Raw genomic sequence first — 15314 nt, forward strand, 5'->3', positions numbered from 1 at the left:
GTGAGGAGCGCTATGGACGGCGACAACATTGGACGTTTGGTATATCTGGCCGTGCTTGGTACGGCCGTTGTGGCGTGGTTTGTCGCGCAAAACCGCCAGTCTCTGAACAAAACGCTGCAGCAGGCTTTGGCCTGGGTCTTTATCTTTATCGGTGTCATTGCCGTTGTCGGCCTGTGGGAAGACATTCGCACCACCGTTGGCCCTGCCCCGCAGATGACCGTCACCGGCCAGACCATAGAGGTTCCGCGCGCTTCCGACGGGCACTACTATCTGCCCATTGATGTGAACGGAGAACCGATCACCTTTCTGGTGGACACCGGCGCAAGCCAGATTGTTTTAAGCTCGCGGGATGCCGAACGTGTTGGCATTGATCCCGATCAGTTGAATTATTTCGGCCGGGCAAACACGGCCAATGGCGTTGTGCGGACCGCGCCAGTGCGCCTGGACACGCTGGCATTGGGGCCAATCACGGACCAGAATATCTCGGCCTGGGTAAACGAAGGGGAATTGGACAAATCCTTGCTGGGTATGGATTACCTGCATCGGTTCTCGAATATCCAGTTCGCCAATGGCCGCCTGCTTTTGTCTCGCTAAGGCATCCATTGCCGCAATTCCACAATTGAGAACAAAATAAGAACATGCTAATCTGGCAGCATGTCTACACATCTTCTTGGCCGCAAACCCGCGCGCGACGTGCCGGGGATAGATCTTCATCCGCAGATCAGACTGCAACTGGCCCGCGTGCACGAGGCCTGCGGCCCCGCCCGGCGCAGCTTTGCCATGTGGCTGGCGGGGCAGATGCAGGGGCCGGTGCTGTGGATCGCGCCCGCATGGGAACCCGGCCAGCTTAATCCCGATGGCATGATGGCCTTTGCCGATCCCGCCCGGTTCATTTTTGTGCGCCCGACCCGGTCCGAAGACCTGCTGTGGTGCGTAGAAGAGGCGCTGCGCAGCGCGGCCATGCCTCTGGTCATCGGTGATCTGCCCGGCGCGCCGGGGCTGACCCCAGTGCGGCGCATGCATCTGGCCGCAGAACAGGGTGGTGCGATGGGGCGTGCCCCGCTTGGGGTGCTGCTGACCCCCGGCGACGGTGGTGCACAGGGGGTAGAGACGCGCTGGCACATGGCCGCAAACCATCAGGCAGAGGCCCGACGCTGGACCCTGACCCGCCGCCGCGCCCGCGCCCTGCCCCCGGTCAGCTGGCATGCCACGCAGACCAAACCGCGCGCCGGTCTGCACCTGCAACAGATCGCCACAGAAGACACACCCGTGTGATCACGCACCCCTCACGGGGTTTGTGACTGGCCAAAGCAAGGGCCGAGCCCTAGCGTTTCGGGATGAGCCACGCGATCCACGATAGCCGATACTCCTGGCTGCGACTTGCGATCACTTTGATCATCGCAACCGTGGCAAATGTGGGAATGTGGGCCGTCATCGTTGTGATGCCCGCCATCGAAACCCAATTCGACGCCGGACGCGCCGAGGCCGCGATGCCTTACACATTGGCCATGATCGGGTTCGCCCTTGGCAATTTTTGGATGGGGCAATTGGTGGATCGGCTGGGCGTGACCAAAGCCCTGATCGGGGCCGCAATCCTCAGCGCGACCAGCTATCTGCTGGCGACACTGGCGCCAAACATTGTGATGTTGTCCGTCGCACATCTTCTCTTGGGCCTCGGGGCATCTATCGGCTTTGGACCATTGATCGCCGACATCTCGCACTGGTTCATGAAACGACGAGGGATCGCTGTGGGTCTGGTGGCAAGCGGAAACTATCTGTCCGGGGCCATCTGGCCGACCTTGCTGTCCGGCATACTTGCGCGCGACGGCTGGCAGCAGGTCTACCTGACGCTGGCCGTCATAACGCTGCTGGTCGTGATCCCCCTGTCCCTGCTATTGCGCCGACAGGTCCCGGCCGAGGCGCACAGCACCGCAGCGTCTGCTGCACAAATCAAGGCACGCAGTGTCGGTATTTCCCCCCGGGCACTTCAATACATCCTGGGCCTGGCCGGTATTTCGTGCTGTGTCGCGATGTCGATGCCTCAGGTGCATATCGTGTCCTATTGCGTCGGGCTGGGTTACGGACCCACAGTCGGCGCCGAGATGTTGTCCCTGATGCTGTTCGGAGGTGTGATCAGCCGAGTAATATCAGGCATGGTCGCCGATCAACTTGGCGGCGTTCTGACGGTTCTGATCGGCTCGGTCCTGCAATGCCTCGCACTGTTCCTGTTCTTGCCTTATGACGGGATGGTCTCACTCTACCTGATCAGCCTGCTTTTTGGCCTGTCACAAGGCGGCATCGTTCCCGGCTATGCACTTGTGGTACGCGAATATATGCCCCCGCAAGAGGCCGGCGCGCGCGTGGGGTTTGTCATGATGATGACGATCATGGGCATGGCGCTGGGGGGATGGATGTCCGGTTGGATTTACGACGTGACCGGCAATTACCAACTGGCCTTCGTGAACGGCATTCTATGGAACGGCGTGAACATCGGAATTCTGCTGTTTCTGCTCAGCCGCTCGCGCCCCCACAGACAAGAGGTTTTGGCATGAGATCATTGACGCGGCGCTTTCTGATTGCGGGTCTGGCGAGCGTTCCGTTGGCGCGGGCAACTCATGCTGCGTTGGTCCAATATGAATTGTCTCGAGCCGGGACGTCCGTCGGTTTTTCCTTCATGCTTTCGGGGGTTTCGCAGTCAGGCACGATGCCGATCCAATCGGCAGATATTCAGGTCGACACGGATCAGTTGCAAAACAGCCGTGTCACCGTTGTGCTGAACGTCGCTGCGGCGCGCACTCGGTTGCCCTTCGCCCGCGGCCCGATGCTAAGCAAAAGCGTGCTAAACGCGCAGGAATTTCCGAACATTACGTTCAAATCTACCCGAATACAGCTTGGCCCTACAGGCCGCATTTCCGAAGGCGCAACCATCACCGGAGACCTGACGGTGCGCGGGGTCACACGCCCTGTGACCCTACAAGCCAATCTGTACCGCGAACCCGGAACCGAGGCTGATGACCTGAACGCATTGTCAATTCGACTGTCGGGCACGTTGAACCGCCACGAATTCGGCGCCTCTGGCTATCCCGATCTGGTCGCCGATACCGTGTCTTTGAACATCCGGGCCGAGTTGACCCGCAAGGCCTGACACCCAAAGGACAAAAAACGACGCGCAGAGGTCGAATTATCACGCGCAACGCTCGCTGATGCGGTAATGCTGGGCGCACTATGCGCACGATCATTTCTTTTGCCGCCCTGTTTCTTTCTGTCATTCTTCTGCAGCTCTCAACGGGCGGCGTTGGTCCTTTGGATGCGATATCCGGCATCACGCTTGGTTTCTCGACCGGACAAATCGGCATGTTGGGATCAGCGCACTTTCTTGGCTTCTTCATTGGCTGCTGGTGGGCTCCGCGCCTAATGGGCAGCGTTGGTCATTCGCGGGCCTTCGCAGTCTGCACGGCCTTGGGCGCAATGGGTCTTATTGGGCATACGTTGACCGAAAACCCGTACATCTGGGCAGCCCTTCGGGTCGCGTCTGGAACCTGTGTCGCCGGAGCCTATACGGTGATCGAGGCATGGCTGAACGCCAAAGTCACAAACGAAACGCGCGGCCGCGCCATGGGGACCTATCGCATTGCGGATATGGGCGCGTCTCTGTGCGCGCAGTTGATCATCGCGGTTCTGCCGCCTGCGTCTTACGTGTCCTATAATTTGCTGGCGATCCTGTGCTGTGCGTCCCTGTTGCCGCTGACTTTGACCCGCGCAAGCCAGCCAAAAACACCCGACGCCCCTCGGTTGAGACCCAAACTGGCCTGGCGCAGCTCGCCCTTGGCAGTAGCAGGTGTGATCGTTGCGGCGCTCAGCTCTGCATCGTTTCGGATGGTTGGTCCGGTCTACGGTCAGGAAGTTGGGCTGGACGTGGACCAGATCGCATTCTTCCTGGCGTCATTCGTTTTAGGTGGCGCACTGGCGCAGTACCCGGTTGGCTGGCTGGCCGACAAATATGACAGGCGCTGGGTGCTGATCTGGCTGTCCGTTGCTGCGGTTGTCAGCAGCGGTGTGACAATGGCGGCCAGCGGAACGGGAACGGCAGGCGTAATGCTGGCCGCTGTTTTCTTTGGCCTGACAACCTTCCCGATCTTCTCGGTCTCTTCCGCTCATGCGAACGACTTTGCAACGGCAGAAGAACGGGTCGAGCTATCTGCGGCACTCATGTTCTGGTTCGCTTTAGGTGCCATAGCCTCACCCTATATCTCATCGACATTGATTCAGCAGTTCGGACCCGGTGCCCTATTTGCATTTGTGGCGGTCGGCCATATTTTCCTGATCATCTTTGGGTTGGCCCGAATGCGCTCACGCCCAACGCCCGAAGAACGGACCAACTATGTCTACGCGCCACGCACGTCGTTCACCATTGGTCGTTTGCTGAAACGGTCGCGTGAAAGGCAATAAAAAAGGGCCGGGAAAACCCCGGCCCCTTTCGATTAGTGTTCTGTCCGCGATCCTTCTTCGATCACGCCGTCTTCTTCGGCAGGCTCAACCGTCGATTCAAGCGCACCGTTGACGACACCGCCGACACCGTTTTCCATCGACAGGCCCAGCTCTTCACCCAGCTTCTTGAGCGCGGGCATCTGCACCGCCATTCCCATGATCGAATCCAGCGCCTGGTTGACGACCGGCTTGTCGCCGTTCGATGCGCCGCCGCCATTGGTGCCACCGATACCACCGACCTGGTGGATCTTGATCGAGTCGATCTTCTCAGCCGGTTTGACCATTTCCGCGATGATCGACGGCATGGCCTCGATCCGCGCCAGATCAACCTTCATGCGGATCTGATCCACTGACAGCACGTTGTCTGCTTCGACGATCGCACGCTTACCTTCGGCTTCGGCCAGCATGTCGTTCTTCTTGGCCTCGGCCCGGATGTTCAGAGCATCCGCCTCGGCCTGCGCCTCTTCACGGCGGGCTTCGGCACGGTCAACCGCGGCCTCTTTGTCAGCCTGGGCAGCGAGTCGGATTGCAGTGGCCTGACGCTCGGCCTCGCGCGTGGCTTCGATCAGCGCAATCTGCTTGATACGCTCGGCCTCGGCAACCTTCTGTGCGGTCGCCACGGCTTCGGTCGCTTTGGTTGCCTCGGCACGGGCCAGATCAGCAGAGGCGCGCGCGCGGCTTTCTTCTTCGGATTTCTGCGCGATGATGATCTGACGCTCTTGCTCGGCCACTTCCAGTTCGCGCTCTTTCGAGATCTCGGCCTCGCGGATTTTACGCTCACGCTCAATGTCCGCTGAACGGATCGCTTCTTCACGCGCGATACGAGCGCGTTCGGTCTCACGTACCGAGTCCTCGGTCCGTGCCGCGATCTCGGCCTCCTGAGCCACACGCAGGGTTTCAACCACCTGTTTCTGCTCAATACGCGCCTGCTCTTCATCTTTCTCGATCAACAGCTTCTGACGCTGGGCTTCCATCGCCGCACGACGCACCTCGACCTCAGCATCCGCATCAATCTGGGCGCGCTCTTTCTTTGAGGTCGCGATGACCTCAGCCAGCTTGCGCATACCCACGGCGTTAAATGCGTTGTTCTCGTCCAGAGCCTCAAACGGTGTCTGGTCCAATGCAGTCAGCGAAACGGATTCCAGGGATAGACCGTTCTTTAGAAGGTCTTCGGACACCGCATTCTGTACTTCTTGCACAAAGTCAGCGCGGTTTTCGTGCAGACCGTCCATGGTCATTTGGGCGGCAACAGCGCGCAGACCGTCGATCAACTTACCTTCGATCATTTCGCGCAGTTGCTCGACGTCAAAGGTGCGGTCGCCAAGGGTTTGTGCAGCACGTGCGATGCCCTCTTCTGTCGCCATGACCGAGACGTAGAACTCGACGCCCACGTCGACACGCATCCGGTCCTTGGTGATCAGCGCGGCCTCATCGCTGCGCTGAACCTCAAGGCGCAGGGTCTTCATGTTGACGGGGCTGACTTCGTGCAGCAACGGCACGACGATGACGCCACCATCCATAATGACTTTCTTACCGCCAGCACCGGTTTTCACCAGGCTGATCTCTCGGGTCGCGCGGCGGTAAAGACGGCCAAGCACAAGGCCGATAAACAAAACTACTGCCAGAATGGTCACAACTATGACGGCTAGGAATGTAAGTTCCATGCAAAATCCTCCGTGATGGGGTTAGAAATTTTTGTTATTCAGACATGCCGACCAGAACGAACCGGTCGCGCCGTCGGTCGCGTAGCACAAGCACGTCAGTGCCCTGCTCAAGCGTGTCTTTGTCCTGCAACGGCTCGGCGCGCAGGTAGTGGGTATTGCCAAATCGGTCCATGACGCGCACCTCGGCGGGGCGTCCGCGCGAAGCGGTGCCTTGGGTGATCACGCCACGGCGACGGGCAAGCAGGCGCTCCGACATCGCCTCGGTCTCGGTCTTGGGCAGCAGACGAGCAAAGATGCCGCCAAAGCCACGTGCAAACCACAGGCCAAAGGCACCGGCGGGAATCGCAGCCATCCAAGGCGGAAGGTCAAAGCCCAGCAGGTCGCGCAGCGTAAGTTGCAGGCCCATACCAAACAAGCCGAAGCCTGCCAGCAGAACCACCAGCCAGATCATGAACGGCACTTTGCCGATCCCCAGCCACGCCAAAGGTCCCGCAGAGACCGCGCCTGGCGCGTCTGCCTCGATCTCGGCCAATTCGAAATCGCCCAGATCCATGTCGGCATCAGTTTTCAGACCGAAATCACCGACATCCAGATCGGGGGCATCGACAACATCCAGATCGACATCGCTCTCGCCCGCAATAAGGCTTCCACCCAGGACCAATGCGATCAGTTCCAGCACAAGCAGGCCGAACAGAAGCGCAAGCGCCAAAGTGAAGGGTGCAAATGCACCCTCAAGCAGAAAGTCGAACATCAGTTGTTTGCCCTCGTTATTGTATACTGTGGTATACATAATAAATGGGAACTCATTGCAGAAATTCAAGAGTTTGTGATTCTAATTTACAACTCCGGGGTATTGCATGCGATGAAGGCGGTGCAATCCAAGGCTGCAACTCATGCCGATTTTCCCAGCGACCCGTGCTTAAAATGACGTCCGAACCAAAGCCGGGGTTTTGCTGGCCGGTTACATAATGTAGACGGGCGCGCAGACAGTTACGCGGAAACGGAACATGGCTCGGATTCTCATCACCTCAGCGATCCCTTACATCAATGGGATCAAGCACCTCGGTAACCTGATCGGCTCGCAATTGCCGGCTGATCTGTACGCACGCTACCTGCGTGGCCGGGGGAACGAGGTCATGTTCCTGTGCGCCACCGACGAACACGGCACACCTGCCGAGCTGGCCGCAGCGAAAGCGGGTAAGCCAGTGGCCGAGTATTGTGCGGATATGTACGAGGTTCAGGCCGACATCGCTAAGCGTTTTGGTATGAGCTTTGATCATTTTGGCCGCTCGTCCAGCGAGCAGAACAAGACGCTGACCCAGCATTTTGCCGGGAAGCTGGATGATGCCGGGCTGATCCGCGAAGTCAGCGAAAAACAGGTCTATTCCAACGCCGACGGTCGCTTTCTTCCTGACCGCTATATCGAAGGCACCTGCCCCAATTGCGGTTATGAGCGCGCGCGCGGCGACCAGTGTGAAAACTGCACCAAACAGCTGGACCCGACCGACCTGATCGAGCCGCGCTCGGCCATTTCCGGTTCAACCGATCTGGAGGTGCGCGAGACCAAACACCTGTACCTGCGTCAATCGGCGATGAAAGATCAACTGGATGCGTGGATCGACGGCAAAAGCGACTGGCCAATCCTGACTACCTCGATTGCCAAGAAATGGCTGCATGATGGCGACGGCCTTCAGGATCGCGGCATCACCCGCGATCTGGACTGGGGTGTGCCCGTCAAAAAAGGCGATCAGGATTGGCCGGGGATGGAAGGCAAAGTCTTCTACGTCTGGTTCGACGCGCCGATCGAATACATCGCCTGCGCCAAGGAATGGGCCGACGCCAATGGCAGGACCGAGGCCGACTGGGAACGCTGGTGGCGCACCGACAAAGGTGCGGATGATGTCCGTTACGTCCAGTTCATGGGCAAGGATAACGTGCCCTTCCACACCCTTTCCTTCCCGGCAACGATTTTGGGCACCAACACATACAACGAAGAATCTGGGTCATCCGAACGTTGGAAGCTTGTCGACTACATCAAGTCGTTCAACTACCTGAACTACGATGGTGGTCAGTTCTCGACCAGCCAGGGCCGTGGTGTGTTCATGGATCAGGCGCTGGAAATCCTGCCGGCCGACTACTGGCGCTGGTGGCTGCTGAGCCATGCGCCCGAAAGCAGCGACAGCGAATTCACTTGGGAAAACTTCCAGCAGTCGGTGAACAAGGACCTCGCGGATGTGTTGGGCAATTTTGTCAGCCGCATCACCAAGTTCTGCCGTTCGAAATTCGGTGAGGCAGTTCCTGAAGGCGGCGCTTATGGCGACCGCGAACAGGCGCTGATCGAGGAACTGTCCAAACGCGTCCACGCCTATGAAGGGCATATGGAGGCGATGGAGGTTCGCAAATCCGCGCAGGAACTGCGTGCGATCTGGGTTGCGGGCAACGAATACCTGCAAGCTGCTGCCCCATGGTCGACCTTCAAGGAAGACCCCGTACAGGCAGCTGCTCAGGTACGTCTGGGCCTGAACCTGATCCGCCTTTACGCCGTACTCAGCGCACCGTTCATCCCTGAAGCCTCAGCCAAGATGCTGAGCGCAATGAACACATTGGACACCAGCTGGCCTGACGATGTTGCAGCCGCGCTGGACGCTCTGCCCGCCGGTCACGCGTTCACTGTGCCGGACGTTCTGTTCGCCAAGATTACGGATGAACAGCGCGAAGACTGGCAATCCAGGTTCGCTGGACAGCGCGACTGATGTTTTGGATCACAACACCATAGTTACGGAGGCCATCTGGCCTCCGTTTTCTTTTCGAAATGCGGCAAAAACCGGGTTTGGGCGCAAAATTCCATAAGATCTTGGCGTAAGCCCGCCTGAAACCAAAATAATTTCCGGGCACACCACCCAGCCGACGCATTCAAGAAGCTTGAGATAAAGTTTCAAAACGGCCATCCTGCCAAGAAATCAGCACGACTCGTCGAGGCAAAAGAGCTGCCCCGGCGCAATATCCTTAGGTCTAACGAGGCGCCCGCCATGTCCCTTGCATTAAAGAATTCCTTTTTCCGCCACAGAGGTCCGGTCTTGGCCATCGCGGCACTGACCAGTTTAGGCGTCTCGTTCACGGCGCTGGCCCAGGATCAAAGCGACGCGCCGCCGCCGAAAGTGTCTATTGCAGCGGCCTATACCGAAGAAGTTACCGATGAGGCCGTGTTCATCGGACGTGCCGAGGCCATTAACAAGGTGGATATTGTCGCCCGCGTGAACGGCTTTCTTGAAACTCAGGATGTGGAAGACGGTGCGCTTATCAAAAAAGACGACCTGTTGTTCACCATCGAACCCGATCTTTATGAGGCCACCCTAGAGGCCCGGAAAGCCGATCTGGATCGGGCCGAGGCCAATCTAGAGCTTGCCAAGGTCGATCTGGCCCGAAAGGAAGAGCTGTACAAACGCGATGCCACCCCGGAGTCCGAGCGTGACATCGCCCGCGCCAATGAACTGGTCGCCGAGGCCGAGGTCAAGGCTGCTCATGCTGCCATCCAACAAGCAGAGTTGGACCTGAGCTATACCGAGATCCACGCGCCGTTTGGCGGGCGGATTGGACGTGTGGAAACGAGCGTAGGCGACGTTGTGGGGCCGACAAATCCTCCGCTCGTCAATCTGGTAAGCGAAGCTCCGATCTATGTGAATTTCTCGCTGAACGAAAAGCAGTTCACCTCGGTTCTTGAGCAATACAACGAAAGCGCAGCGACGTTGGCGGAAAGCGATCAAAGTCCGAATGTGAATCTAACGCTGCCAAACGGAACCGACTTGGATGAAACGGGAAAAATCGTATTTGTGGACAACCGCATTGACCCTCTGACAGGTGCGATCACCGTCCGCGCTGAGTTCCCCAACACTGATCGGTATATCATCGACGGCCAATTCCTGAGTGTTCAAATCGAGGCATTGGAACCGACCCTTCAGGTGCTGGTCCCTCAGGCCGCATTGCAACGCGATCAGCGGGGTGAGTTCGTGCTGGTGGTTAATGACAAGCAGATGGTGGAACAGCGCTATATCACCACGGGCGACGTGGTTGGGACCGCGATTATTGTGACGGATGGTCTGCGCGAAGGTGAAAGCGTGATCGTTGAGGGCCTGCAGAGGGTTCGCCCGGGCGTTGCGGTGGATGCCGTCGTCGCCTCTGAACAGCCGGGAGAATAACGGATGTTCTCAGCCCTGTTCATTAGCCGGCCCAAGCTGGCCCTAGTTATTTCGCTTGTCCTGACGATCATGGGCGGCATCGGCTATTTGGTTCTGCCGGTCGCCCAGTTCCCGGACATTACGCCTCCGGTGGTCAGCGTGACGACCACCTACACTGGCGCCAACGCCGAAACCGTGGAAAACACCGTCGCCGCCCCGATCGAGGCGCAGGTCAACGGTGTGGACGACATGATTTACATGACGTCGACCTCGGCAGATAACGGATCCTATTCGCTCAACGTCACATTCGAAGTGGGCACCGACCCGGATATCGCATCGGTCAACGTGCAGAACCGCGTGGCTCAGGCCATGTCGTCCCTGCCTGCCGAAGTGACCTCATCTGGTGTGGTCACTCAAAAAGCATCCACCAACATGCTGTTGCTGGTGACGCTGACTTCGCCGAATGAGACGTATGACAGTGTCTTTCTATCAAACTATGCTTCGATCAACCTGAAAGACGCGCTGGCGCGTGTTCAGGGTGTGGGTAAAGCCGACGTTCTGACCAATCTTGAATACGCCATGCGGATCTGGATGGATCCGGATCAGATGGCTGCTTTGTCCATCACTCCGGGTGACGTGATCAATGCAATTCGGGAACAAAACGTAGAAGTTTCAGCCGGTTCCATCGGCGCTCCTCCAGTCCCGGAAGGGCAGACCTTTCAATACACGATTAAAACCAAGGGCCGCTTGACCTCGGCCGCAGAGTTCGGCGACATTGTCATCCGAACCGGGGATGCCGGTTCAATCGTGCGGGTCAAAGACATCGCGCGGGTCGAGTTGGGCGCAGAATATTATGCGGCTTCGGGCTATTTTGACAGTGTCCCGGCCACGGTAATCGGCATCTATCAGGCCCCTGGCGCGAACGCGCTGGCCGTGTCGGACCGAGTCGAGGCCGAGCTTGAGCGGTTGTCCCGTACCTTCCCGACAGATGTGGAATACGCCGTACCCTTCAACACGACGGACTTTGTGAATCAGTCGCTGAATGACGTGGTCACGACCCTGATACTGACCTTCATTCTGGTGATCTCGGTGGTGTTTGTTTTCCTTGGAAGCTGGCGCGCGACAATCATTCCCGCAGTTGCGATCCCCGTGTCGTTGATCGGGACATTCGCGTTCTTGCTGCTATTTGGCATGTCGCTGAACACGATCTCGTTGTTCGCACTGGTGCTGGCCATCGGGATCGTTGTGGATGACGCGATCGTTGTGGTCGAAAACGTCGAACGGATCATCGCCGACGAAGGGCTTCCACCGGCTGAAGCAACGCGCAAGGCCATGGGGCAGATCACCGGTCCGGTGATTGCAACCACGCTGGTTCTGTTGGCGGTGTTCGTACCAGTCACCTTTATGCCCGGCATCTCGGGACGGCTTTATTCGCAGTTCGCGGTGACGATCTCGACCGCTGTTGTGATCTCGTCGATCAACGCGTTGACGCTGTCGCCTGCGTTGTGCGGCCTGGTGCTAAAGGCACGGTCCGGTCCGCCCAAGGGGCTGTTGGCGGTGTTCGAAAACTTCATCGGCAGCGTTCGCAGTGGCTATGTCGCCATCGTACGCAAATTGCTAATCCTGCCGATCATCGGTCTGGGCATCATCGTTGCGCTGGCCATGGGCACGGGTACGATCATGTCCAACACTTCGAGTGGTTTCCTTCCGCTGGAAGACAACGGATATCTGTTCGTGGATGTGCAACTGCCAGACGCCGCAACGTTGGAACGGACCGAAACGGTCACTGCACGTGTCGACGCACAGATCCAACAGATCCCCGGCGTCGCAAGCACAGTTCTGATCAACGGGTTCTCGATCCTGAACGGTACGACGACAAACGGCGCCGCGATCTTTGTGAACCTCGACAACTGGGATGAACGTAAAGAGGATGACCTTAGCGCTGATGCAATCCTGCAGAAAGTGCTGGCGATTGCCTATGGTGAAACTGCCGCATCGATAATCGCGTTCAACCCACCCCCCATTCAAGGCCTGGGCAACTCGGCTGGCGTCGAGATGGAGGTGCAGCAGACCGGAGGCGGCACGCCTCAAGATCTGGCGTCTGCAGTTGGTTCATTCGTCTATTCGGCCAACCAACGACCAGAAATCGGTCAGGCCTATACAACCTTCCGGGCCAACGTTCCTCAGTTGTTCGTGGATCTGGACCGCGAAAAGGCCAAGACTCTGCAAGTGTCCGTGGCTGAGGTGTTCCAGACGATGCAGGCTCAGCTGGGGTCCTACTATGTGAACGACTTCAACCTGTTCGGGCGCGTGTATCGCGTGATGATCCAGGCCGACGGTTCTTATCGTGATAATGTCGACGATATCTCGAACCTGTATGTGCGCTCGACCAAGGGGGAGATGGTGCCTCTGGGTACGCTCATTGATGTCGAAAACGTTCTGGGTCCGGTCTTGCTGAAACGTCACAACCTGTTCCGTTCGGCGACCGTTACAGCGGTACCGGCACCCGGGTTATCCACCGGTGACGCGATCACTGTCATGACCGAGGAATCCACGACTGCCCTGCCCCCGGGCTATGCCTTCGAATGGACCGGGACCGCGCAGCAACAATTGGCGACCGGTGGGCTGGTAGTGATCATCCTCGGTCTGGCGATCCTGTTCGGATACCTATTCCTTGTGGGGCAATACGAGAGTTGGACATTGCCTGTGTCGATCCTGCTATCGGTGATCGTCGCCTTGTTCGGGGCGGTGGCGGCCGTGGCCATCGTGGGCAGCGACATCAACCTCTATACGCAGATCGGGATGATCATGCTTGTGGGGTTGGCCTCGAAGAACGGTATTCTGATCGTTGAGTTCGCGATGGAACAACGCGCCAAAGGGTTGTCAGTCAAGGACGCTGCAGCCGAGGCCGCCTTTCAACGTTTCCGTGCGGTGATGATGACGGCCCTGTCCTTCCTGTTGGGTGTTGTGCCGCTTCTGGCGGCCAGCGGCGCAGGTGCCGCCAGTCAGAAGGCCATCGGTGTCGCCGTGTTCGGCGGGATGCTGGCAGCCACTCTGGTCGGCGTGATCCTAGTGCCGGTCCTATACGCCCTGCTGCAAGGGATGCGGGAATGGATCAAAGGAACCAAAGACGATCCGGGCCCATCAGAAGAGGCCGCGTGATCCAAAACAAAAGCCCCGCCAAACTGGCGGGGCTTTTTACTTCTTTGGTCAGGCGTTCACTGCGACGGGTTCGGTTTTGCGATCCATCCAGCCTTGAATGCCAGCGACCTGCTCGGCACTTAACCGCAGGCCCATCTTGTTTCTGCGCCATACAACATCTTCGGCCGTCCGCGCGTATTCCTTGTCCATCAGCCACGCCAGTTCCCGCGCGGTTAGCGTTGCGCCAAAGTCCTCACCCAGATCCGATACGGACTTGGCGTCGCCCAAAATTGTCTTGGCCTCAGTGCCATAGGCGCGAACCAGACGTTGCGCCCAGATACGGTCAAGAAACGGGTAGTCGGCCAACACTGCCTCGATCAAATCCGGTACGCCACCAACCGGAAAATCGCCGCCCGGAAGCGAAACGCCGGCAGTCCAGGGGCCGGTAAGATCGGGGAAATGTTCGGACACTTTGTCCATCGCACTCTCGGCGAGGCGCCGATAGGTGGTGATCTTGCCACCAAAGACATTCAGCACAGGCGCCCCACCCTGCGCGTCAACTTTTAGGGTATAATCCCGCGTCGCCGCAGTGGCGCTGCTGGCCCCGTCGTCATACAACGGACGCACACCAGAATAGGTCCACACGATGTCATCGCGCGTAACCGGTTTCTGGAAATACTTCGATGCAAATGCGCACAGATAGTCCTGCTCGGTCTCCGTACAGATCGGGGGCTCTGTCGGGTCTGGGTGATCTTGGTCCGTTGTGCCGATCAGCGTAAAATCGCGCTCATACGGAATGGCGAAAATGATGCGCCCGTCTTCACCCTGAAAGAAATAGCATTTGTCGTGATCATAAAGCTTTGGCGTCACGATATGGCTGCCGCGCACCAGCCGCACACCTTCACGAGAGTTGATGTGGATCTTGGTCTGGATGATGTCCCCAACCCAGGGGCCACCCGCGTTGATCAGCATTTTGGCCTGCACCACCCGCGTTTCGCCGCTCTGCTTATCGCGGATGGTGATCTCCCACAGATCATCGACACGTTTGGCCGCCAGAACTTCGGTCCGTACCAGGATATTCGCCCCACGTGCCTCGGCATCGCGGGCATTCAGCACCACCAGTCGTGAATCCTCGATCCAGCAATCGGAATATTCGTAGGCTGTGTGGAACTTGTTCTGCAACGGCCCGCCTTCCGGCGCGCTTTGCAAACCCAGTGAGCTTGTCCCCGGCAGGATTTTGCGCCCACCCAGATTGTCATACATGAACAGGCCCAACCGGATCAGCCACGCCGGGCGCCGTCCCTTCATCCAAGGCATTACTGTGCTGAGCAGTCGCGAGGTCGGCGTTTCAGAATCGAACCGCATATCCTTGTGATAGGGCAGCACAAAACGCATTGGCCAACTGATATGCGGCATCGCCCGCAGCAGGGTTTCACGCTCGATCAACGCCTCGCGCACCAGACGAAACTCGAAATACTCCAGATACCGCAAGCCACCGTGAAACAGCTTGGTCGAGGCCGATGACGTCGCCGAAGCAAGATCGTTCATCTCGGCCAATGTCACGGACAATCCGCGCCCGGCTGCATCGCGCGCTATTCCGCACCCGTTAATCCCACCACCAATGATGAAAAGGTCCGTGACCTTGTCCGTGTGCCGTTCCATGTCCGGATGATTCTCTTTGTTTGAAAAACCGGGCTCATTAACCCGATGAACGCGCGTTTCGTCAACGTTTACTTTCGTTTCTTTTCGTTTTATCACCACAAATCGAGGTGTTTCAAAAGTGTGACCACACAGATCTCTTGGAAACCCTTCGAAATTAGAACAAAAACGAACTCACACCGTTTCG

The 15314-nt window shown here is 58.1% G+C and carries 12 protein-coding genes; 8 read left to right on the forward strand and 4 right to left on the reverse strand.

What is annotated here, in order from left to right:
- Window positions 1-12 precede the first annotated feature (12 nt).
- From DS906_RS04135 to DS906_RS04155, 5 genes are all read left to right on the forward strand, one after another.
- Entirely contained in the window at window positions 13-594 is a 582-nt protein-coding gene (locus DS906_RS04135; protein WP_058273802.1) for a TIGR02281 family clan AA aspartic protease, read from the forward strand.
- Window positions 595-654: 60 nt separating this feature from the next.
- Complete coding sequence (locus tag DS906_RS04140) at window positions 655-1275, forward strand: ImuA family protein (protein WP_113788966.1); 621 nt, start codon at window positions 655-657, stop codon at window positions 1273-1275.
- A gap of 62 nt (window positions 1276-1337) precedes the next feature.
- On the forward strand, window positions 1338-2552 hold the full coding sequence (locus DS906_RS04145; protein ID WP_113788967.1) for a CynX/NimT family MFS transporter: 1215 nt from the start codon (window positions 1338-1340) through the stop codon (window positions 2550-2552).
- Window positions 2549-3145 (forward strand): YceI family protein, encoded by a 597-nt coding sequence (locus DS906_RS04150; RefSeq protein WP_113788968.1) that lies wholly within the window; start codon window positions 2549-2551, stop codon window positions 3143-3145. Before DS906_RS04145 ends, DS906_RS04150 begins: the two co-directional genes overlap by 4 nt.
- 80 nt (window positions 3146-3225) lie before the next feature.
- A complete protein-coding gene (locus tag DS906_RS04155) occupies window positions 3226-4449 on the forward strand; it encodes an MFS transporter (RefSeq protein WP_113788969.1) in 1224 nt (407 codons plus the stop codon).
- Between the two features lie 32 nt (window positions 4450-4481).
- Here the strand turns inward: DS906_RS04155 and DS906_RS04160 are convergent, their stop codons facing one another.
- Together DS906_RS04160 and DS906_RS04165 are read right to left on the reverse strand one after the other, a co-directional pair.
- Window positions 4482-6152, reverse strand: coding sequence for a flotillin family protein (locus DS906_RS04160; protein ID WP_113788970.1), 1671 nt, complete (start codon window positions 6150-6152; stop codon window positions 4482-4484).
- Window positions 6153-6186: 34 nt separating this feature from the next.
- Complete coding sequence (locus DS906_RS04165; protein WP_233494677.1) at window positions 6187-6942, reverse strand: OB-fold-containig protein; 756 nt, start codon at window positions 6940-6942, stop codon at window positions 6187-6189.
- A 217-nt stretch (window positions 6943-7159) separates the two neighbouring features.
- Between DS906_RS04165 and metG the strand changes: the two genes are divergently transcribed.
- Window positions 7160-8905 (forward strand): methionine--tRNA ligase, encoded by a 1746-nt coding sequence (gene metG / locus DS906_RS04170; RefSeq protein WP_113788971.1) that lies wholly within the window; start codon window positions 7160-7162, stop codon window positions 8903-8905.
- A 9-nt stretch (window positions 8906-8914) separates the two neighbouring features.
- Here metG and DS906_RS22120 read toward each other — a convergent pair whose 3' ends face one another.
- On the reverse strand, window positions 8915-9091 hold the full coding sequence (locus DS906_RS22120) for a hypothetical protein (protein WP_233494678.1): 177 nt from the start codon (window positions 9089-9091) through the stop codon (window positions 8915-8917).
- A gap of 90 nt (window positions 9092-9181) precedes the next feature.
- Here DS906_RS22120 and DS906_RS04180 point away from each other — a divergent pair, with 90 nt between their 5' ends.
- Both DS906_RS04180 and DS906_RS04185 read left to right on the forward strand, forming a co-directional pair.
- Window positions 9182-10348: an efflux RND transporter periplasmic adaptor subunit gene (locus DS906_RS04180; protein WP_113788973.1), complete on the forward strand. Its 1167-nt coding sequence runs from the start codon at window positions 9182-9184 to the stop codon at window positions 10346-10348.
- A gap of 3 nt (window positions 10349-10351) precedes the next feature.
- Window positions 10352-13489 carry an efflux RND transporter permease subunit gene (locus tag DS906_RS04185; RefSeq protein ID WP_113788974.1) on the forward strand — a complete coding sequence of 1046 codons (3138 nt, stop codon included), beginning with the start codon at window positions 10352-10354 and terminating at the stop codon, window positions 13487-13489.
- A gap of 48 nt (window positions 13490-13537) precedes the next feature.
- Here the strand turns inward: DS906_RS04185 and glpD are convergent, their stop codons facing one another.
- Window positions 13538-15130 (reverse strand): glycerol-3-phosphate dehydrogenase, encoded by a 1593-nt coding sequence (gene glpD / locus DS906_RS04190; protein WP_113789097.1) that lies wholly within the window; start codon window positions 15128-15130, stop codon window positions 13538-13540.
- Window positions 15131-15314 lie beyond the last annotated feature (184 nt).

The sequence above is a fragment of the Ruegeria sp. A3M17 genome, from assembly GCF_003318255.1.
Taxonomy (GTDB): Bacteria; Pseudomonadota; Alphaproteobacteria; order Rhodobacterales; family Rhodobacteraceae; genus Ruegeria.